The sequence below is a fragment of the Bremerella volcania genome (assembly GCF_007748115.1).
GTDB classification, from domain to species: Bacteria; Planctomycetota; Planctomycetia; order Pirellulales; family Pirellulaceae; genus Bremerella; species Bremerella volcania.
In genome coordinates this window covers 3744484-3765185 of record NZ_CP036289.1, presented here as the reverse complement: position 1 = coordinate 3765185, position 20702 = coordinate 3744484, and the positions used below count along the sequence as shown (strand labels likewise).

Here is a 20702-nt window from a genome sequence, read left to right as displayed (position 1 = left end):
ATCACGATGAGGCCGAAGGGGCCGACTGCGAGCCAGAACGTCGATCAACGATCCAGGCCAACCACGACGGCATTGCCGCCACGGTCATTTCGACAATCAGTAAAACGATGACCAGCGCGATCAACCATTGCCACCACGAATGGCCGGACATCGGCAGACCACTGCCTCCGATCAGCTGCGCGCTATCCTGCCAGCGATATTGCGGCGGCAAGTTGAGACTGGCGAACTGATCTGGGTCGAGCCGTGCCAACTGCGATTCCCACGGCGTGGACGTCCCACTAATGGGAATGCGGAACTGCGAGCGTGCTTCGACCGCGTCGCCGGAGGCATCTGTTGGCTCTCGGTCCGACAGCCAATAGATGCCGGCCGAATCGAGGTTGTCGATCAGCACGCCCCGCGTTTCCTCGTTCAAAAAGCGAGGAGAAACCGAGCTGACGATGCCGCTGTCCGGGGCAATCAGTTGAATGCTGGAGTCACCCACGCCTGGCGGAATCGGCAGCAAAGCCGTTTCGCCGACGGCGAAGTTGTACCGCTGGAAGGTCGATGCCAGTTGATTTCGCAAGACGCGATCGAAGATCAATACCGCGTTGGTGCTCGGCAGGGTTGACCACTGGGAACTGATGCCGGAACTGAAAAAAACAATCCGGCCTGAGCCGACGTGCCGCTCGACGACGAACTCGACGCCGTTATCGAACTGGGCGATGGTGGTGGCAGGAATGTTTGCAGTCACGTTTTCGGCGTTGTCGCCTGACCGCTCGATCGTCGAGACAGGCGGCGTCCAGGAGAGCCACTTTTCTTCCAACGGCGGCAGGTTGCCGGCCTGGTTTGCAGCGGCTTGCGAGTCGTCTTCATCGGTGGGCACGACCGTCTTGAAGAAGAGCGCATCGGTGTAGAGATCAATCAGTTGCGTTTCTTCCAGGTCGGCCAGGCGGAAGTAAGAGTGGTCGAGCAGCCCCTTGCCTGAGATGCGGAATGGTTGGAGGTCATCGGAAAACTCGCTCAAGCTCTGGCCGACGGCGTTGGGCTGAAGCGGTTTGGGAAGAATGCCCTGACCGCCTTGCCAGGCGACATCATTCCAGGCATGTGGATCGAAGTCTCCACCGGCGGCAATCGCCAGTTGGCCCCCTTGCTCGACGTACGACCGAAGCATGCTGACCAGTTCGACCGAAGGGGACTCGATGCCGGCCACCACCGCCAGGCGAGCTTCCCTTAACGCCGCACGCAGCGGCTCTCCTTCGGCTTCACGCTGAGAAAGGTGGATCGGACGAATGAGGTGCTGCTCTTCGCGGCTCGACTCGGTTTGCGGACACAAGAGTTGCCGTAGAACCCATGTCTCGCCGAGTCGTCCTAACGCCGGGGACTCTTCCGAATCGCTCCATTGGTCGATGAAAACAACGGGAGTCGAGGCCACCAGCGGTACAACCAGCGAACGCGAGTCATCGGCCGGCAAGGCGTCGCCGGCGAGCGATACGGTCAAGGGAATCGAAGACATGCGGCTCGGGTCGACTTCCATCGCGTCGAAGACGTAATCAAACGCCAGCGTTTGAACCGAATCTCCTTCCGGGAAGTCGGCGAACTTGGTCTCGACTTCGTTGTCGCGAACTTTGAACGAGATCGCCACGTTCGATCGGGGTTCATCCCCCTGGTAGCGAACGCGGGCCACGATGCGGGTCGGCATGCCGACTTCGGCCATGCCATCCGGTAGGCCGAACTCTTCTACCCAGGCGTTGCCAGGCGTGCTGGCATCGGTGCCGACCAGGATCACCGGCATCTCTTCCTCAGGCGGATTGCCGCGAGCCAGACGTTGCCACTGCGATGCCTGTTGATCGCCGAACACGACCACGTAGGGAGAAAGAGACGGCGTCTGCTCGGCCAGTCGGCGGGCCTGATTTAGCGCGTGGGTCAGTTCGCCAGGGCCATCGGTGGCGACGATCTTGTCAATCGCATCGGCGGCATCGGTGCGGGAAGTAAACGGATCGGTAATGCGGCGCGACTGCGCACCACAAAGTGCAACCACCGAGATTTGACTCGCGGAGGGAAGCTTTTCCAGAAACTGCTTGGCCTGCTCGCGAGAGGTCTCGAAGGCGGAGCCTGAGATCGATTCGAGCGAGTTGCTCATGCTGTTATCGAGCACCAGAATCGCGTGCGGCGGCTTCGAGGTCCCTGGCAGCGCGGAATCGGTACTGGTGAAATAAGGACGGGCGAGTGCTAAACCGAACAGCAGCAGCGCCAGCGCCCGGAGTGCCATCAGCAAGAGGTCGCGAATTCGCAGCAGCCGTCGGTTCGACTGCATCGCTTCGAGCAGGAAGTCCATCGCGGCCCAGTGGATGGTGCGATAGCGATTCCGATTCATCAAGTGAATCAGCGCCGGACCGGCCATCATCATGGCGCCGGCAATCGCGAATCCAGAGGCTACGAAATAGGGAAACATAGGGGATGAGTATTGGGGGCTATCGTGACTTAGGGACTAACGGCCAGCATCTTGTTGGAACGACTCGATCCGCCCTTCTTGCAGGATGGGCAGATAACGATTGGGCATCGCCAAGATGAAACATCCAACCGCCGTACCATAGAGGTCGCCAGGCATGTTGTTGACGTGGGCGCCGGCATGCCACATTCCATGATATCTCAGATCTTCGGGTTTATTGAATTGCGAGTCGATGACCGCATCGCGAAGAGCCGGGTACGAACGCTTCCAGTCTTCGCCGCCGGTCTGATATAACGCTTGTCCAACGTAATACAGCGTGTAGGCATCGAAGGGAAGATGCCCGTTGTTCTTGTTCTTCTTTTCTTTCAGCTTGGCAATTTCGGCATGAATCACTTCCATGTTTTTGGCAATCCGCCAGTCGTCGTATTGGCCGAACTCTTGCAAGCAGACGACGCCGGCGGCAGCCATGGCCAGCGAGGCCTTGCCGCCGTGTCGCGTGTACGTGAACTGCCCGGGGTACTTCTGCTGTTCCGCTTCGGAAGCATCGCGTGAAACGCCCTCGGGGCTGTAGTGTTCGCGTACGCTTCCGATGGCCAGGTCGACCACTTCCGGGGCGACTTCAATACCGGTATCCATCGCACTTCGCAGTGCTTTGGCCTGCATCACGGCCAGGCTTAGATCGTGCCCGTTATCTCGCCGGACCGCGCGATAATCCCAGCCGCCATCTTCGGCCTGGGTGAACGCGATCAACTTGAGTGCGCGATCCAAGACCGGATTGATCCGTGAATCGTGGGTCATTCCGTGCGCTTGCCCCAGGACGAACGTCGTGAGCCCGTGGTTGTACATGTCACGCTGCGGATCGGCGACATTCAGCAGCCCGGAAGGACGAGGGCTGGAAAGAATCTTGTTGATGGCTCGGTCGAGTGGTTGCCCATATTTACCGCGCCCAGGGGCATGACCGTCGGCCATGAACGCCAGCGCCCCCATCCCAATCAGGCCCAGATCATCCGATTCCCAGTCTCCATTGGGGCCTTGGTTTTGGGCCAGCCAATTCAGACCGCGCTCGAGTGCTTGAGTGCTTTCAGGAGTGACTTCCCACTCCCCTTCGGCCATAGCGCGCGAGCTGTACACGGCGCCAAGCGTCAGGAGGGTCGAAAAAATCAGAATTCGGGAAAAGGACATATAGCCTGGCCCAGGAAAAGGGGGCGCCAGTAAAAACGGACGCTCGTCAATCATTTTTGGAAATTAGCCGTGCTAAGCGTCATCTCTGCATAGCTATGGCCCTGGGCATGGGAATCGTTTCGCGAAAAATAGGTCAGTCGACAAATTTCGGAAGAATTACCACCGGGCCGAGCCAGTTGCCAGACGAGGGCGCCGAGACCTACTGGACCACCATCAGCCGGCGTTCGTCCTTGTTCTTGTCTTCGCTTTGCCAGAAATGCCATTTGTCAGGCCCAAAGAAGAGGGGGCCAGCCGCTGGCAGTTCCTTGCCGGGTACCTCGATCGACTGAAGCTCGCTCGTTTCGCCTGACCGAACATCGAGACGCACCACTTGCATCGTCCCCTTTTGATCCTTCTCTTCCGGCCCCCGATAGGTCAGGCCAATCAAGGCGTCCTGGGTGATATGCCACGAGAGAAGGTTTTCAGGCTTGGCTACCTCAGACGTAACCTTGCCCCCTTCTGCCGATACCAGCAGCCATCGGTCTGGCTGTTCAACAAGCAGCGTCTGGTCGTCGAGCAGTTCGATCGATTGCACATCGGTCCCTGGCAGGGTCCAGCGGAGCGTGCCGGTCGCCACGTCGAAGCATTCCAGGCGAAGCGCACCCGCGTGGAACGAGATTGCCTGATCTCCCAGGATCTTAATGTTACTCAGCTGCTGGGCTGCCCACCGCGAATCGATCCTTTGGGGAAACGTCAGTTGCTTGCGGACCCATTGCAAGTGACCAGAGATATCGCACGATGCCAGCACGCCACCCAGATCGATCAAGAGCTGTTCGCGATGTGCGACCACGTTGCCAATTCCTCGGTCGAACCAGGTATCACGAATGCGAAACAGCGGATGGCTGTCGAGGATCTCGCCGGTGGATAGATCGACCCGCGAAAGTCGTACGGCATAGGTCGATTGAGAAACTTCCCGTAGCGTCACGATCAGCACGCGCCCCTGAACGGAAACGGGATCGGTGGCCAGGACCATCTGATCATCGAGATTCGTTACCCAACGCTGGTCCCCTGTTTCGCGATCGAACCCGTACAGAGCAAACCCTTTCTCATGAAGCATCCGCGTGACGACCATGTCGCCAACCAGCAAGGGGACGCAACGCGTGTAAGGAAAGGCGTGCGCCTTACCGCGGTCCTTGTCCTTCTCGGATCGCTTCCACAGTTCTTTCTGGTTTTTCAGATCGAGCTTCCATAATTCAAACCGATTGCAGAGGAAGGCCTGGTCGCCGGAGGACGTCATTCCGAGGGACTGGCCGTGCCAATCGACATGCGAATCACGCACGGCGGATGGAACTCGGTCTTGCTCGCGTCCCCACGATCCCCGCAGCACGACGTCGCTCGGTTGGATCGAGGCCATGGCCGGCCAGGCCGCATTGGCTGCTGGGTTGGCATCCGCTCCGGCGACTTCCTGCTGCGCTGCGTGGGTGCTGCGGATTACAGCCGTTTCATTGATCAAGGAGTTCGCTGAGAGGGTCTTCGAACCAATCGAAATCGATCCGTTCGGTTCTGCCTGGTCGCCTGACGGCATGTGCCCTAGCATGAGCAGGCGAGCATCAACCTTCGATTTCAACTCACCCTCTGCCGACCGAGCTGCTTTGATGTAGTGCTGTAGCGACGAGGCAAAGTCGCCAGCCGACGTGGCTTGATCGCCGAGCCACAAGTGAGCTTCGGCAGCGGCCTTGGTATCGAAGAACTGGAGCGTCACCAACTCGACCACCTTGCGATCGCCGCGCTGGATGGCGGAGTTCACACGCAGTTGAGCCAGGTCGGCATGTTCCTTTTCCATTTGATGCTGCAAGGCTTCATGATTTTGCACGGCCATTTGGATGGCAGCCGTCACCGAGAAGAGGTGATCGGGATCGCTGCCTGAGGGGGCCAGCCCTTCGGCGGCCGACTCGGGAATCTGCGTAATCAAGCGACACGCATCCGCGATCGCGTCACTATCCAGAGCGGCGTTGAGTTCCGCGCTGATGTTGTACGCTTCCTTGCTGAGGTCCTCGACCAACAACGAGGTCGAACGACCTTCGGTCAGGTAGTCGGCATCTTGATTGGCGCGATTCGAGTGACGTACGGCGATGCCGCCTGCCCAGTTAATAATGGGGAAGTCGCTTCGCACTTTGCGTGGGTCGTATGAGTAGTAGCGACGCATCGCTTCGCAGCTGTCAAGGATGTCGTTCCAGCGTTCCTGCTGAATTGCTACTAGCATCTCGGCGTTGAAGCGCTCTTGCGAGAAGTATCCCATCGGATCGCGATTCATCGTCGGCAGATTAAGCAGTTCGCGCCGGAATGCGGCGTAGTCTTGTCGCTCTGGGGTAGTCAGTTGCTCTTCGAAGAGCTGCCCCAGACGTTCTTCGCACCATCCGATAAAGCGTTTCTCACTGTACTCCAGTGGCCATGTCTTGGTCAGAGCGAGCATGTCCTTGATGACTTGCCGCTTGTCGGCATTGCTGGGGGCTGCCTCAATTGCTTCCGTACAAAGGTCCTTCATGTGATCGTACGAAGCTCCGACGCACGAAAAGCGACGCAGACGCGTGGCCAGGTCCGCAGACAGCTTCGATCCATCCGGCAAGGTAAACGGCTCGCTGGCGTAGGGAGACTCTCCCAACTCTTTCCAGTTGACCTGATCGACCTTCGCCCAATGCTCTTGAGGGAAGAGCCGCGTCAGTCCCGACAGCTCGCGCACTACCATCTTTTTAAGGGTGAGGCGGTGGTCTCCTTCGACTTTGGCCGACGAAATGCCGACGTGATTGTAGGTGCCCTTGGTATCGTTGTCCTCGCTGGAAAGCAACGCCCAGTGCTCGCCGTCGAGGCTGATCCAACCGCGAGTTTGACCTCCACCGGCCAGCAAGCGAACCCAAACGTGATCTCCCACTTGCGTTGCCGGATGCTCCAGCGGGTTGCGGTCCACCTCGTGCCCGGCATCCCAGATGTAAGAGAACCGCGCGTAAAGTTCATCCGTCTTGCGGTTCCGATTGAAGACGAGCCCATCTTGGGGAGACGGCACTTCCGCCGTTTCTCCCTCCTGGGGCGTTTTGGCAGGCTGCGTTAAGAACACGCCGTGCGATCGGTCGACGCCAGTTAGTTCCAGTTCGACCATACGCAGGCCGTAGCCGGGGATCGGTACGACGGTCCAGCTGTGGTTCTCGGGATTCTTGCTGACCAGCGACAGCGTTCCGTCGGCGTTCTTTTCCAGCGACGCCTGCTCGGCCAGTTTCGACTGCCAGGGGAGATCCGCCGTGCGGTCGATCACGACTTGCTGTGGGTATTGCGGTTGTGCCTCGGGTAGTGACGCGAGCGGCCAAAGATTCATGCGGCGAATAATCGACTCCCCTTCAACGTAGATACGATCGGGCGGCGAGGGCAGCGGTGTGCGGATGACTTCCACGTCGCCGCGGTAGAAGACCAGTTCGCTCGTCGTATCGTCGAAGAAGAAGGCCACTGGCTGATAATGCCGCGCCGGGCCCCGATGCTCACGGTAAGCATCGTTGGCCTGCAGTCGAAGGCTCTTGGGTTGGATGCCATCTTCCCCGGCGGTCATCGCATACGCATACCAGGGTGAATAGTCGTGTTCGTGGCGGACGATGCTCACGCCTTGGTCGCCACAGTAGAAATGAAACCGCACGCGATGCGTTTCCGACAATTCAAATCGCAGCGCCGCGTGTGAAGGGAACTTCCCCCGCAGGCGAAACCATCCCTTCATCTTCGTTTGGGGGCGATCGCCATCGCGAAACTCCTGGATTTCAGCGGGAAGCTTGGCGGAAGCTTTTGCCAGCCACGAATCGAATTGAGCGCGGGTCAACGAATCGCGGCGATCGGCGTCTGGCAGCGAGGTCAGATGGGCAAACGTCAGCGGGGGCACGTCACGTGGAACGAGGGCTTCTTCTTCAACAGGTACGTCTCGCGCTACCGGCTCAGGCTGAGGTTGTTTCTCGTCGGGTTTGTTGTTGTCCGCAGTTTGATCATCCCGGTGCGTCTCCGATGGATTCGTGTTTCCCATCGGCGAGGTGTCTGACGACCGCGCGGTAGTGCGCTGCGAAGGATCTGGCTTGCCGGTTGTATCGACCGTTGAGGGGGACGCGTCCGTTGCCGCGATATCGTTCGATTTCGACTCGATCTGAAGCTGATAGTAAACGCCGGCAGAAACGCCGACGAATAACACCAATGCAAGCGTCAGGCTTAAAACCAAACGCGAACCAGAATTCTGACGCTGCTTGCGTTGCATCATCTTTTGCACGAACTGATCTGGCGTATCGCCGGAGGCACCCAGCGCATCGACCAGGTGATGTTCCATCCGCAGACGCTCGGAGAGGGCATCGCGCAGTTGGGAGGATTCCGGCAACCGCGCGCGGAGATGGCGAATCTGGTCGAGCGTGAGGTCATCGATCGAGCTCTCTTGCACAAGCACGATCAGTTCTTGGTCATTCATCCGAGGCGATCCGCGACTTTCGTGTGACGCATTCTTTGAGGGCCTGACGGGCACGGAAAACGAGAAGCTTGACGGCCCCTTCGCTGCGCCGCATCTTTTCCGCGATTTGGGCCATTTTCAGACGAGCGAAGTAATGCATTTTCAATGCTTCGTGAGCCGAACTACCGAGCATCTCGATGCACGAATGAAGCCACCCGTGCACGATGCGATAATCGGAGCTGTCGTCCTCAGTCAGCGAGTCGAGTTCCAGGCAAAGCTCGGTCCACTCGACTTCCTTGCGGCGCTTGTTGCGGCGAATGTGTTCGCGGAGGACGTTCCGGGCAACGCCCAAGAGCCACGGCCGAACCGGCACATCGCCGCGAAAGCGAACCTTGCCGGCCAGACACCGCAGAAAGACTTCCTGGCACAGATCGTCGGCATCGGTCGGGTCGACCATCCGGGAACGGAGATAGCCAAAGACGAACCCTTGCTGTCGCTGGACGAAGGTCCCCAAGGCTTCGCGATCGTTGGACTGCAAGGCCTGAATCAGAAGCGCATCCTCTTCCGCGGCTTTTACACGGTCGTACTGCACAAAGGCGGATTCGGTCTGCGACGCGACATCTTGTGCGTCAGAAACCGTCTTTGTTGCGGAAGGGGGTAACGACATTACGGAACTCGGTAGGACTTATGCGGGCGTAGATCGAATGACCGATCGCAAGTCAATCATATAAGAACAAGGACAAATCCCGCAAACGATTCGCGAGATTCTTCGGGGAGGAACATAAGAAAGCGGAGCCATCCGGGGGACAGCTCCGCTTTTTCTTGTTGCAACAGTTATTCAGCGCGGTGCGAACTAGATCAGGTCAGCCCAACCTTCGCGGTACTTCGGCTTGATGATCTCCGCGACTTCCGGAGCGTTCTTGGCTTCCAGGTTCTTGGCATCCCATTCGATGACCTTACCCTTGCCCGATTCACCGGTGGTCCAGACCGACAGGTTACCCAGCAGGATGGTTTCCGACAGCGGACCGGCGTAGTTCGGGAAGTTCGACATGGGCTCAGGACCGCCCTTGATGCCATCGACGAATTCCTTGAAGTGACCCGGCGAACGCGGAATCGATTCGGCTGGACCTTCGTAGTCCTTGTACTTTTCTTCCGGCAGCAAGTGGAACTTGGCACCGTAATCGTTTGGCGAGTAGATCTTACCGGCGTCGCCGATCAACAGGCTGCCGCTGCTGGACAGCTTGCCGTTATCCAGCGGCAGGTCCTTGGTTAGTTCCGGAGCTGGCAGCTTACCGCCGTCGTACCAGTACATGGTAACCGGAGCACGACCGTCGAGTTCTGGGAACTCGAACTTGATGACCGACCACTTCGGATAGGTTTGGCCGTTGTGGCCGGACGATTCGGCTTCGACCGAGATCGGATCACGCAGGTTCAATGCCATGAAGGCCATGTTGAACGTATGGCATGCCATGTCACCGAGAGCACCGGTACCAAAGTCCCACCAACCACGCCACTTGAATGGGTGATAAGCGTCGGCGTATTCACGGTAAGGCGCTGGGCCGATGAACATTTCCCAATCCAGCGTTTCTGGAATGGGTTGTGGTTCCGGCTTGGCAATACCTTGCGGCCAGACAGGGCGGTTGGTCCAGACGTGAACTTCGTTCACGTTTCCGATGCCGCCACCTTGGATGATTTCCGCAGCACGACGAACGCCACGTTCGGCCGTACCTTGGTTACCCATCTGAGTCACGACCTTGTTTTCCTTAGCGATTTCGCCCAGGCGACGTGCTTCCCAGATGCTGTGGGTCAGTGGCTTCTGCGTGAAGCAGTGCTTGCCCATCTTCATGGCCATGGCCGAAGCAGGAGCATGCGAGTGGTCTGGGGTACTGACGGTGACGGCGTCGACCTTGTCGCCCATTTCGGTCAGCATAGCGCGGTAGTCAGTGTACTTCTTCGCGTCCGGGAAGCGAACACCCGCTTGTTCCAAGCGTTCTTTGTCGATGTCGACGATGGCCACCATGTTGCCGGCGCGTCCAGCATCATTCGAATCGCTCGAACCTTTACCGCCGATACCGATGCTGGCGAAGTTGATCTTCTCGTTAGGGGACTTCGTCTCTTGGGCCTGCACACCACCGGCAGCCCAGAAGCCAGCACCGGCAGCCGCCGTCAGCTTCATGAAGTTACGACGATTCTCGTTAGAACGCATGTACTTATCTCCTCGTTGATTTGCAAATCCGTTGCTTCTGTCGGGCCTGGTGCTCAAGAAAGAATTACAAAGCGGGCAAGACCGAAGAAGCGGTAATTAGCGAAAAAGGAAAGGCTGGAAGGGAAACTAAGGTGGCAGGATAGGACGACAACTTGGCCGTGACCGCACGCAAAGTACAGACCCCTCGTGTGCCGCCTAAGTTGTCAACTTAGCGATTAGATAAGCTTTATGCAATCAAACCCGGCACAAAATTACAAGATTCTCGGGCTATTTTCCAATGCAAAATCGGGAAAAGATCACGTCCAGTATGTCATCCGTATAGACCGCGCCCACAACCTCTGAAAGCTGACCGATGGCGTAACGAATCTCAGAAGCGATCAATTCCTCAGAGTGATATCCCGCGATGCCATCCAAACAGGTGGCAAGTGCCCCCAGCGTCTCTTCAATCGCGCCCAGGCAGCGGATCGCTGAGCTGGGGACCAACGTATCCTCCGTCAGCTCCAACTCCGTAAGTTTAGCCACGATGGCTTGTTGGAGAGCTTCGATGCCAGTTTTCGCCTTCGCGCTGGTCGCTTGCGAGGCGAATGCCGGGCACTCTGTTTCCAGGCAGTCGCATTTCGTGGCCACGATCAGCAACTGATCCGCGGGAATGCGCCGGCTCAGCTCACGGTCTTGCTCCAACATGCCTGCCTGGGCATCGACGCATAGAATTCCAATGTCACAATCTTCGGTGGCAAATCGGGTTTGATCGGCCATGAATTTTCGGATCACGTCGCCTTCCGGTAGTTCGTGCCCAGCCGTATCGACCAATTCGAGATCGACGTTCTGCCAGTGAACCTTGCGAGTAATGAAGTCGCGCGTGGTACCGGAGACTGGTGACGTGATTGCCTCGTCCGATCCGGCCAGGGCATTGAACAAGCTGCTCTTGCCGGCATTGGGCAGTCCCAGCAGAACGACCTTGGGGATCGACTGGTTGGTCGATCGCGACTGAATCTGATCGCGAAGTCGAGCGAGCGAGTCGTATATGCAGGTGACGCGCTCGCGGAGTTCTTCCATCTCGATGAACTCGATGTCTTCTTCCACGAAATCGAGACCTGCTTCCAGCAGCGCTAACAGCTCGATCAGATCATTGCGTGCGTTTTGCAGTGGGCCAGATAGTCCACCAGAGAGTTGCCGCAGCGCCGATTGGAACCGCTGCTCGCCATGGGCGTCGATCACTCCCAGCACCGCTTCAGCCTGGGTGAGATCGAGCCTGCCGGCCAGAAAGGCTCGCATCGTGAATTCGCCTGGCTGAGCCAAACGTGCCCCCGCGCGGCGCAGGTCGATCAACACGAGGTCGGCGATCGCGCGGCTTCCCAGCAGATGGATTTCGACCTGCGGCTGCCGGGTATAACTGCGTGACGTGGGCCAGATCCAGAAGTCGGCCAACAGCGTTCGCTCGCCAGGCAGGCAGATCTCGCGCTGGATGACTTGCGAGCCGCTGAACGTGACGTCATCAGGCCGCAGTGTTACGCTTAGCGCGAGGCGGACGGCCTCCGCGCCGCTCAGGCGGACGATGGACCTGCCGCCGATACCTGGCGCGGACGATATCGCGACGATCGTTTGTTCCAGGTCCATAGCTATGCAGCACCTTGCAGGTTGCTACTTTTTCTTCTTCGCCTGGCGGACTTTCGGCTGCTTGATCTCTTCCTTCTTCGCCTCGACCACCACTGGGATGTTCTTCGGCTTGGGAAGCAGCTTCCGCTCGACGATGCCCCAGATGCTGGAGGTGATGAAGTAGATACACAGGCCCGAAGGAACTTTGAAGAACATGACCCCCATGAAGATCATCATGATGGTCATGATCCGCTGCTGCATCGCTTGTTGTTCGTCTTGCGGCGGCGGCATGAACAGCTTCTGCTGCACGAGGAACAGCGACACGGTGACCAGCGGCAAGATGTTCAGGTAAGGACCCAGGCTCGGGAAGCCGGTCGGACGTGAGAGGAACTCCGGCATCCAGTTGGCCCAGTACAGCAGTTGATCGGGAGCGGCCAGGTTCGAGCACCATGCCAGGCCTGGAATCAGCGGTGCTTGACGCAGTTGGAAGTCGACCGCCAGTGCCCGGTAAAGCCCCAGGAAGATCGGCAATTGAATGAACATCATCAAGCAGCCACCCACCGGGTTGAAGTTGTGCTTCTTGAACAGTTCTTGCTGCGCCTTGAGACGTCCTTCCGGGTCGTCTTTGTATTGATCGCTGATGCGTTTGATTTCCGGAGCAAGGGCCTGCTGAATCTGCATGTTCTTGGCCTGCTTGCGGCTGATTGGGTGCATCGCACCACGCACCATCAGCGTCAGCACGATGATCGCCAGACCATAACTCCCAAGCACGGAATACAACCCGTGCAGCACGACCAGCAAGATCGACGAGACCGGGCTGAACCAACCATAGTATTCGACCTTGCCAAGCCCGTAGTGCTGCAGCACGTCGGTCTTCTTCGGCCCGGCAAAGATACGGAACTTCTGGTTGACCGTTTGCCCGCCGCCGATTGGATAGGCTCGGCTTTGCAGGGTGAACGTGCAGTCCGTTTTCGGTTCGTACGATTCATCGATCGGAGCGATCGGAGCCGCGGTGGCCTCGGCCAGATCGATCGAGTTCGAACTGTTCTCGTGATCCAACAGCAACGAACTGTTGAAGTACTGGGCGTCGACGCCGGCATACTTCGTTTTGACGTTGGTGTCTAAGTTGTAAAGGGGCGTCTGAGGATCGGCCCCTTCCTTCTGGGCTTGCTCGACCAGGTCGTACACGGTGAACAACCGGTAGTCGCTGCCATCTTCCGATTCCCACGTCACGTCGCGGATGCCGGCGGTGCCGAAGCCGTGGCTGATCTTGTGGGCGTACCACCAACCTTCCAGCGGCAGCCCCGTGGGACCGAGCTGCTTGTAGGCCACGCTGAGCGACTCTTCCGACTCGTTGTGCAGTTCCAGGTCGTAGTCGATATGGAAGCCCTCGGCGTCGGTCATCTCTTCGGTGACCTTGGTCAGCTTAAACTTCTTAACCAGACGCAGCTTGCGGTTGTCTCCCAATTGCTTCAGGTCGCTGGGGAACAACGTCATCTCGAAGTGGACTTCGTTCTCTGAAACCTGCGTGGTCTTCCAATTGCCATGGATCAGCGACGGCAGGCCTTTGATCTCGGCCAGACTTTTGTACTGGGCAGCCCCTTCCCGCGCGGTGAGCGAACCGACCTGGGCGAGCGTCGTCAGGTAGGCAGGCGGGTGGACGTATTCCTGCGGCAGGCCATTGGCCCCGGTGATGGTCGAGACGTCTGGCTTAATGACTTCAATCGGGTGTTTGCGAAGCGCCGCCGTAAAGACGATCTTCTCCGGCTCTTCCCCTTCGGTTGCCGAAGGACGCTCAACAGTGACTTCGATCTCACCGCGCGGTTTCGTGCCGCGCATCGCTTCCTGGAAGCTCTTGATATCGCTGATCGGTTGATCGTTGACCGAGACGATCGTGTCGCCGACTTTCAAACCGTTGGCGGCCCCTTCGGTCTTGGCGATGGCCTGGGCGGCCGGCGTGCCGGGACCGATGACGTTGATCTTCACGCCGTGGCCATCGGTTTCGTCGAAAGCCAACTGGCCGAGATAGCCCCCGTCGTCGTCGTGCTCGTAGCTTTGATAGTTGGGGTTACTCAGTTCCACGCGGTGAACCGACGCCCCTTTGGAATCGAGCGTCACCAGCATGCGGTATCCGTCTTCCGGATTGACCGAGCCGAGCGTCGCGAACTGGCGATCGTAGGTGACCTTGTCTTCTTCTGCCGGAACATCGTTCCCATCGCCGGGCTTGCCGTCCTTGGGGCCGTTCGCATCGGTATCGACCTCGACAATCTCCTCTCGCGCATCGTCCGGCTTCTCCTCCGGCTTGTTCATGTTGCTCAGGAGGTTGAATGTCAGCAGCAGCGAAGCGGCAAGAAAGATGAACGTGATGTGGCGCCGTTCCACGAGCGAAAGTCCTTGCGATGAAAACCAAAAATGAATCTACCGAATCATTTGGAAATGATAGGGTGACGGGGACAGCCCCAGCGGTGCAGCTTTTAAAGAGGTGGATTACCTCCTTATTTGCAAAGTGCCGGGTGTCGACCAATCCGCCCTATTCTCGCGTTTAAGTGCGGTCTTGGAAACGCCACAAGGCTTCTTCGCCACCAGATACGCGACATTTGCCGAAAAACGGGTGAGTTAGGCAATATATCGCGAAAAGAAATTAGTGTCCCTCGTAGAGACGCTCGCCTTGAGAGTCGTCCAACTCGTCGATCGCGCGGATTTTTTCCGCTACCGTGTCGATCGAGTACTCGACGCGGCGGAATTGGACCGTTTTTTCATCCACGATCACGTAGCAGCTCCGCGGATCGCCATCGCGCGGCTGGCCGACGCTGCCCACGTTGATCATCGCCTTGTCCCCGTTGAAGCGATAGGTGCTGTTCTCGAAGTCGGTCGGGCACATGAACTGGGCCGACTCGTAAAACACGCCAGGGACGTGCGTATGTCCTTGAAAACATACATTCGGAACGAGTGCGAAGATCTTTTCCAGCTTCTTCGGGTTGTAGATATCTTCGGGGAAAACGTACTCGCACAGCGGATTGCGGGCCGATCCGTGCACAAACAGACGGTTGCCTTCAGTGTGCGTTCGCGGCAAGCCACACAGGAAGTGCCAGCGGCCGAGGGTCGTGTCCTGATCTTCCCCACTTTCCAGCTGTTTCCGCGTCCAAAAGATGGCCTGCTCGGCGCCGTGGCTGAAGCCTTCCGGGTCGAATAGCGCTGCCTGATCGTGATTGCCCAGAATGCACAGATCGAACTTCCGCACGATATCGACGCATTCCCGAGGGTTCGGACCGTAGCCGACGACGTCGCCCAGGCAAAAAATGCGATCGACGTCTTGCGACTCAATATCTTTCAGAACGGCCTGAAGGGCATCGAGGTTGCCATGAATGTCGCTGACAACTGCAGTTTTCATCGTTGTCTCGATCTTGCTGAATGCTGATTCGCCATGCGAGCAGGCCCAAGCGTCCTTATCGACCGTCTCGCAGCCGGTCACCCAGCATGTTGTCTAACTGAGGCGTGTCATAGATCTTTTTGGCCGTGACGTCGGGGTCATATTCGACGCGGCGGAAGACGATCGATTCATCCGTGAGAATCACGTAGCACGACCGCGGGTCACCGTCGCGCGGCTGGCCGACGCTACCGACATTGAACAATGCCTTCTCGTCGCCGAAGCGGTACTCGTGATCGCACTCGTCCGGGCCGAAAAACTCCAGGCTCGGCGTGAAAACGCCGGGAATATGCGTATGGCCTTGGAAACTGAACTGCTCGACGCGCTCGAACAGGTTTTCCATCTTCCGCTGGTTGTAAACGTCTTCCGGGAAGACGTATTCGTTGGTTGGATCACGCGGCGAACCGTGCACGTATAGTCGATTCGGTTCGACGTGCGTTCGCGGAAGTTCCCCCAGGAAATCCCATCGCTCGTTCACCGCGGCGGCACCGCCCGAAGAGTTGTCGATTTGATCGCGCGTCCACAGAATGGCACGGAATGCGACCGGGTTAAAACCTTCCGGGTCGAACAAGGCAGCCTGATCGTGGTTGCCCAACAGGCACATGGCGCACTTGCGGCGAACCAAGTCCAAGCACTCGACCGGGTTGGGGCCATAACCGATGACGTCGCCCAGGCAATAAATCTCGCTGATTCCTTGCTGGCGGATGTCGTCCAAGACCGCGTTCAAGGCTTCCAAATTACCGTGGATGTCGCTGATGAGGGCACGTTTCACGCCCGACTACCTTTCCGATTTTCAAGGTCTGGAGTCGATCCCGCCGCTTGCCAGCAAAACATTCATTTTTTGCCGTCGCAGGGGTCAGTATTTAGGGAAGCCGTCGCAACCTGATATAGGATATAAATTTAGGTGGCAGGTCTCTGGCGGTCAAGATAACCCAAAGACAATGCTGGCAGTCCACCACCATTGCCCCGAAAACGCCTGCCAACTCGATTGCCCGACCGACATCAGGTAAGATCGGCGAAAATAACCTGTGGGCGCCAATCCATTCTATTCATGGTAATCCGCGAACATCGCCATCCTACCCCGGCTGAAGGAACTCTCCGCTTGAAGACGCTCGCTATCGACACCTCGACCCGGCAAAGCTCGCTCGCCTTGTTTCAGGGGAGCGAACTGGTAGTCTCCCAGTGGCTCGATCCGACCTTGCCCACCACCCAGGCCATCACGCCGCTACTGGCCCAACTGGTCGAGGAAGCAGGCTGGAAGCCAACCGAACTTCAGCTGGTGATCGTCGCCCAGGGGCCAGGCTCCTTTACGGGGCTTCGTATCGGCGTAATGACTGCCAAGACAATCGCTTACGTCTCGGGTGCCACGACGGTCGGAGTGAATACTTTGAGGGCCATTGCCCATCGCTGCGACGACAACGTCTCGCGCCTGCACGTGGTGATGGACGCCCAGCGGAAGCAGTTTTTTCACGCCGCCTACGACCGCAACGACGCCGGCAGCTACGTGGAAGTGCAGCCCACGCAAATCGTGGACGACAAAGAGTTTCTAGCAGCGCTCACGCCTGGCGAATCGATCACTGGACCTGGCCTGAAGAGCAAGCTTTCACTGGTACCGGAAGGCGTTCGCGTCGTCGACGAAAACGAATGGTCCCCGACGGCCGAGGCGGTCGGCCGTGTCGGCATCACCGACTTCCTGGCTGGCCGTTTCGACGACTTCTGGAACCTGAATCCCAACTACTACCGCAAAAGCGCAGCCGAAGAAAAGCTGGAAAGCGAAGCATAGACCAACATGGTTCCCGCCCCGCTACGTTTACTTCTTGAGCGCGGCGAGCGCTTCCTTCGCGGCATCGATCGTCTTGGCGATATCCTCGTCGGTGTGTGCGGCCGAAACGAACAACGCTTCGTACTGGCTGCACGGCAGGTAGACCCCTCGTTCGATCATCTCCCAGAAGAACTTCCCGTAACGCGCCGTGTCGCACTTGGCGGCGTCTTCCCAGCTGCGGACCGGCTCGTTGTGGAAAAAGAGGGTCAACATGCTGCCGACGCGCCCGGTGACCGTCGGCACGCCAGCTTCGGCGGCGGCAGCGGTGAAGCCTTGTTCCAGCAGCTTGGTATGCGAGTCGAGCTGCGGGTACGGGTTGGTGTCCTTCAACGTCTGCAGCGTCGCAATGCCGGCCGCGGTCGCCAGGGGATTGCCGCTGAGGGTCCCGGCCTGGAAGATCTCGCCTGCCGGTAGAATGTGCCCCATGATATCGGCCCGGCCCCCATACGCCCCGATCGGTAGTCCGCCGCCGACGATCTTGCCGAGCGTCGTCAGGTCAGGCGTAATGCCGAACAGCTGCTGGGCGCCCCCAATCGCCACACGGAAGCCGGTCATCACTTCGTCCATGATCATCACCGCGCCGTAGTGGTCGCAGTGCTCGCGGATCTTTTCGAGGAAGCCTGGCATTGGCGGGACGCAGCCCATGTTGCCGACGACCGGTTCGAAGATCACCCCGGCGATCTCGTCCGGGTGATGCTCGAACAGTCGGTCGAGCGCGTTGCAATCGTTGTACGGCAGCACGATCGTGTCTTGCGCGGTCCCCGGCGTCACGCCTGGCGAGTTCGGCACGCCGAGGGTCGCCGCCGCGCTGCCGGCGGCCACCAGTAGGCTATCGACGTGCCCGTGATAGTTGCCGCTGAACTTGACGATCTTGTTTCGCCCGGTGAACCCCCGCGCCAGGCGAATGGCGCTCATGGTCGCTTCGGTCCCGCTGTTCACCAGGCGAACCCGTTCGACGGAAGGGACCAGTTCGATGATCAGTTCGGCCAGCCCGTTCTCGCGCTCGGTCGGAGCCCCAAAGCTGGTCCCCTGATCGACGGCCGCATGCAAGGCCTCGCGCACGGCCGGGTGCAAATGCCCCAGAATCATCGGCCCCCACGACCCGATGTAGTCGATGTACTGATTCCCATCGACGTCCACCAGGTAAGCCCCCTGACCCCGCTCAAACACGATCGGCTCGCCCCCCACGGCCCCAAAAGCCCGAGCCGGCGAATTCACCCCACCCGGCATCAAATGCTTGGCTCGAGCAAAAATCTCATGGCTCTTGGTGCGTGACATGGGTTGGGTTCCTGTGGGCTGAGGGTCTTGGGGGGATTGGGCTCCTTATGTTTTAGCAGAAGGGGAGGGTGGGGGATAACGGGTGTGGGGAGAAAGGCTGCATCGCACTCGTTATGTTCTGACCCTCAAAGATCTTGTTTTGACTGCAAGACACGAATGAGTTACTAGTTACGTGCCGAAACCCAATTGAGAAAGTCACCCAGGACCTTCAACTGGGACTCGTCTACATTCCAATTCCCATTTTCTCTAAACATAAAGCCTTTCTTTTCCAGCCAATCAAGCCGCAAGGAATGAAAGGGGTGACGACGAGCCATGGAGTCAATAGACTCAGAATCGTCTGAGCCTCGATGGAGATCATCACTTTCCTTCTTTCGAGACTGCTCCCGTAATAGTCTCAGATAGTCTTTTAATTGCCACGCGATGATATTCAGTTGATGAATTCCATCCAATATAAAACTATTGAAGATAGAGTCATACGAAGAGTTCTGTGTTGCTGGATTTGACTCACGAAATTCCCTCACGATTTTCTTGCGTCTTCGTCTTGTCAGGTATTCCGTGGGAAGAGCAATTAAAAGCATCAGCAGAAAGATCGAAAAAAAGGTGCCAAAAAAATATCCGATGCCACGAAGAAATTGAACCAGAAGGTTACCTCCGAAAGATTTGGTTAGTAGTCCTTCATCATCTTGCGTTGAAGCACTATTGATAATGTCAATGTTTTTAACGTTTGCAATCTTGCCGGTTGATGAGAAATTCGGCATTTTTTCCTTCGGGTGTAAGATAATCGTTTTGACTCGGATCCATTCATTGGATTCAAGAATGCAAGGTGTAATCAATACATCAGTTTTTGTCGTCTGTTTAATCGACGCATTTTGCAAGTATTCACTGCTTCCATCTAAGACTTCTAACCTGACGATCTCACCTCCGATTAGTTCGAATCCGAAAGGGTATGAACTGTCAAAATGAGATGGCAATATCGTGGCATTGCCATCATTTTCGAGTTGCAGTACGACAACTCGAAGTGACAATCCCGCGCTATGAATGTCTTGGCCGCGGTATGTAATTCCGAGATCACTGATATTCTCATTTACGTTCAGAACACTCGCGTCACTCAACGTCGTCAGCGTTATCGATGGCGTGTCATCGCGTATGAATTCCGTGTAGACGGTTAGGATTCCAAAGAACGCCCCAATCAGAAAACCAAGAAATGACCATGCGAAACGTTGGTCCATCGTTCTTAAGTAGTGGAGCACGTGCATGGATATCCCTTTGCTTCTACATAGGTGTCAAAATGAGACGTGCAATTACCGCGATAAGTCATATCAAATAGCGATTTCTTGTGCAACTTACGACAGAGTTGGAAGAACTAACTGACGAAACGATTCTTGCGTGCGACAGGCTATCGGTTGCCGGGGGCAACCCACCATAAGAAAGGAAGATATACAGTAACTCGCCCCCCCAAAAAAAATTTCCCGCGCGCACTATCTCACTGAAGCGCTCCCCCACTAAACTGCAATCAGAACATTCACCCATGTCTCATTTTCACCACGTACCGGAGCATCTTTCGCCATGTCTTTGTCCCACGAACCACCTGAACACAGCGGCCAGCGCTCGACCGAGCGCGCGCCCCAGGTGGTCGTGCGCGCTGGCAAGACTTTTGTTTGCTCGTCGTGTGGGACGCTGGTGGAGGTGCCGGCGGACGTCGTGGGGCAGTTGGTGATTGCGGTCGGTCATTCAGGGGAGGAAACGCATATCGATCCGGCGCCCTCGAAGGAAGGGCAGGTTGCCGTGAAGCCTTCACCTCGCGTCCACCCGCGACCAAAGTTTCCGCGACCAAAGTCTTCGCAACCAAAGTCTTCGCAACCAAAGTCTTCGCAACCAAAGTCATCGCGACCAAAGTCATCGCGACCAAAGTCATCGCGACCAAGGCGGCCCCAACCACCGAAGCGTGTTGGTTTCAGCGGTGAGATGATCGACGGGCTCAACGTACCCTCGGCCAAGCAGTTGGACCGCGCGCTGGCCTGGGTTTCGTTCCACCTGAAGGTGCTCGACCGGCAAGGGAGCGAGATGAAGCGGCTGCGGAAGCTGCTGAAGCAGCCCCCAAAGCAGCCGATGGTTTGCGATCGTGCTCGGCGGCATGCGCAGGCAGTGCCTGGGCGCGAGGTCCGCGCGCCTGCCTGTCCTAAAGGGAAAGGCCATGCCCCTGCAGACCAGGGGAGGGTGCCCGGATCGGTAAACGACCCGGGGCGAGGTCCGCCGTGACCTGGCGGCAGACAACGGGAACCTCGGTAAGCGACTCCGGATCGGCGGGCGTCGTGAGTCGTT

Annotated in this window: 13 protein-coding genes; 2 read left to right on the top strand and 11 right to left on the bottom strand. The window is 57.7% G+C overall.

Annotation, left to right across the window (positions count from 1 at the left end; all coding sequences use genetic code 11):
* Position 1 precedes the first annotated feature (1 nt).
* The 9 genes from Pan97_RS14985 to Pan97_RS14945 all read right to left on the bottom strand — a co-directional run bounded on the left by Pan97_RS14985 (position 2) and on the right by Pan97_RS14945 (position 16052).
* Positions 2–2431, bottom strand: coding sequence for a BatA domain-containing protein (locus Pan97_RS14985; RefSeq protein ID WP_144973872.1), 2430 nt, complete (start codon positions 2429–2431; stop codon positions 2–4).
* A gap of 36 nt (positions 2432–2467) precedes the next feature.
* On the bottom strand, positions 2468–3610 hold the full coding sequence (locus Pan97_RS14980; RefSeq protein WP_174819547.1) for a prenyltransferase/squalene oxidase repeat-containing protein: 1143 nt from the start codon (positions 3608–3610) through the stop codon (positions 2468–2470).
* Positions 3611–3809: 199 nt separating this feature from the next.
* A complete protein-coding gene (locus Pan97_RS14975) occupies positions 3810–8072 on the bottom strand; it encodes an outer membrane protein assembly factor BamB family protein (protein ID WP_144973870.1) in 4263 nt (1420 codons plus the stop codon).
* A complete protein-coding gene (locus Pan97_RS14970; RefSeq protein ID WP_144973868.1) occupies positions 8065–8718 on the bottom strand; it encodes an RNA polymerase sigma factor in 654 nt (217 codons plus the stop codon). Before Pan97_RS14970 ends, Pan97_RS14975 begins: the two co-directional genes overlap by 8 nt.
* Before the next feature lie 186 nt (positions 8719–8904).
* On the bottom strand, positions 8905–10257 hold the full coding sequence (locus tag Pan97_RS14965; RefSeq protein ID WP_144973866.1) for a Gfo/Idh/MocA family protein: 1353 nt from the start codon (positions 10255–10257) through the stop codon (positions 8905–8907).
* A gap of 267 nt (positions 10258–10524) precedes the next feature.
* A complete protein-coding gene (locus tag Pan97_RS14960) occupies positions 10525–11874 on the bottom strand; it encodes a tRNA modification GTPase (protein ID WP_144973864.1) in 1350 nt (449 codons plus the stop codon).
* 24 nt (positions 11875–11898) lie between these two features.
* The gene (locus tag Pan97_RS14955; RefSeq protein WP_144973863.1) at positions 11899–14235 is read right to left on the bottom strand and encodes a YidC/Oxa1 family insertase periplasmic-domain containing protein; all 2337 of its coding nucleotides are present in this window, start codon (positions 14233–14235) and stop codon (positions 11899–11901) included.
* 259 nt (positions 14236–14494) lie between these two features.
* Positions 14495–15244, bottom strand: coding sequence for a metallophosphoesterase family protein (locus Pan97_RS14950; RefSeq protein WP_144973861.1), 750 nt, complete (start codon positions 15242–15244; stop codon positions 14495–14497).
* A 55-nt stretch (positions 15245–15299) separates the two neighbouring features.
* Positions 15300–16052, bottom strand: coding sequence for a metallophosphoesterase family protein (locus Pan97_RS14945; protein ID WP_144973859.1), 753 nt, complete (start codon positions 16050–16052; stop codon positions 15300–15302).
* 330 nt (positions 16053–16382) lie between these two features.
* Here Pan97_RS14945 and tsaB point away from each other — a divergent pair, with 330 nt between their 5' ends.
* Positions 16383–17063: a tRNA (adenosine(37)-N6)-threonylcarbamoyltransferase complex dimerization subunit type 1 TsaB gene (gene tsaB / locus Pan97_RS14940; protein ID WP_165698775.1), complete on the top strand. Its 681-nt coding sequence runs from the start codon at positions 16383–16385 to the stop codon at positions 17061–17063.
* 27 nt (positions 17064–17090) lie between these two features.
* On the opposite strand, the gene hemL is transcribed toward tsaB, so the two are convergent.
* On the bottom strand, positions 17091–18380 hold the full coding sequence (gene hemL, locus Pan97_RS14935; RefSeq protein ID WP_144973855.1) for a glutamate-1-semialdehyde 2,1-aminomutase: 1290 nt from the start codon (positions 18378–18380) through the stop codon (positions 17091–17093).
* Positions 18381–18544: 164 nt separating this feature from the next.
* Positions 18545–19609 carry a hypothetical protein gene (locus Pan97_RS14930; protein ID WP_144973853.1) on the bottom strand — a complete coding sequence of 355 codons (1065 nt, stop codon included), beginning with the start codon at positions 19607–19609 and terminating at the stop codon, positions 18545–18547.
* Positions 19610–19946: 337 nt separating this feature from the next.
* Between Pan97_RS14930 and Pan97_RS14925 the strand changes: the two genes are divergently transcribed.
* Positions 19947–20639: a hypothetical protein gene (locus Pan97_RS14925; protein WP_144973851.1), complete on the top strand. Its 693-nt coding sequence runs from the start codon at positions 19947–19949 to the stop codon at positions 20637–20639.
* Positions 20640–20702 lie beyond the last annotated feature (63 nt).

Excerpts from the sequence above, each read along its gene's own strand:
- Pan97_RS14950 (WP_144973861.1), bottom strand. The coding sequence starts at position 15,244 with ATGAAAACTGCAGTTGTCAGCGACATTCATGGCAACCTCGATGCCCTT.
- Pan97_RS14965 (WP_144973866.1), bottom strand. The coding sequence starts at position 10,257 with ATGCGTTCTAACGAGAATCGTCGTAACTTCATGAAGCTGACGGCGGCT.
- Pan97_RS14930 (WP_144973853.1), bottom strand. The coding sequence starts at position 19,609 with ATGGACCAACGTTTCGCATGGTCATTTCTTGGTTTTCTGATTGGGGCG.
- Pan97_RS14925 (WP_144973851.1), top strand. The coding sequence starts at position 19,947 with ATGTCTTTGTCCCACGAACCACCTGAACACAGCGGCCAGCGCTCGACC.
- Pan97_RS14975 (WP_144973870.1), bottom strand. The coding sequence starts at position 8,072 with ATGAATGACCAAGAACTGATCGTGCTTGTGCAAGAGAGCTCGATCGAT.
- Pan97_RS14980 (WP_174819547.1), bottom strand. The coding sequence starts at position 3,610 with ATGTCCTTTTCCCGAATTCTGATTTTTTCGACCCTCCTGACGCTTGGC.
- Pan97_RS14960 (WP_144973864.1), bottom strand. The coding sequence starts at position 11,874 with ATGGACCTGGAACAAACGATCGTCGCGATATCGTCCGCGCCAGGTATC.
- hemL (WP_144973855.1), bottom strand. The coding sequence starts at position 18,380 with ATGTCACGCACCAAGAGCCATGAGATTTTTGCTCGAGCCAAGCATTTG.
- Pan97_RS14970 (WP_144973868.1), bottom strand. The coding sequence starts at position 8,718 with ATGTCGTTACCCCCTTCCGCAACAAAGACGGTTTCTGACGCACAAGAT.
- Pan97_RS14985 (WP_144973872.1), bottom strand. The coding sequence starts at position 2,431 with ATGTTTCCCTATTTCGTAGCCTCTGGATTCGCGATTGCCGGCGCCATG.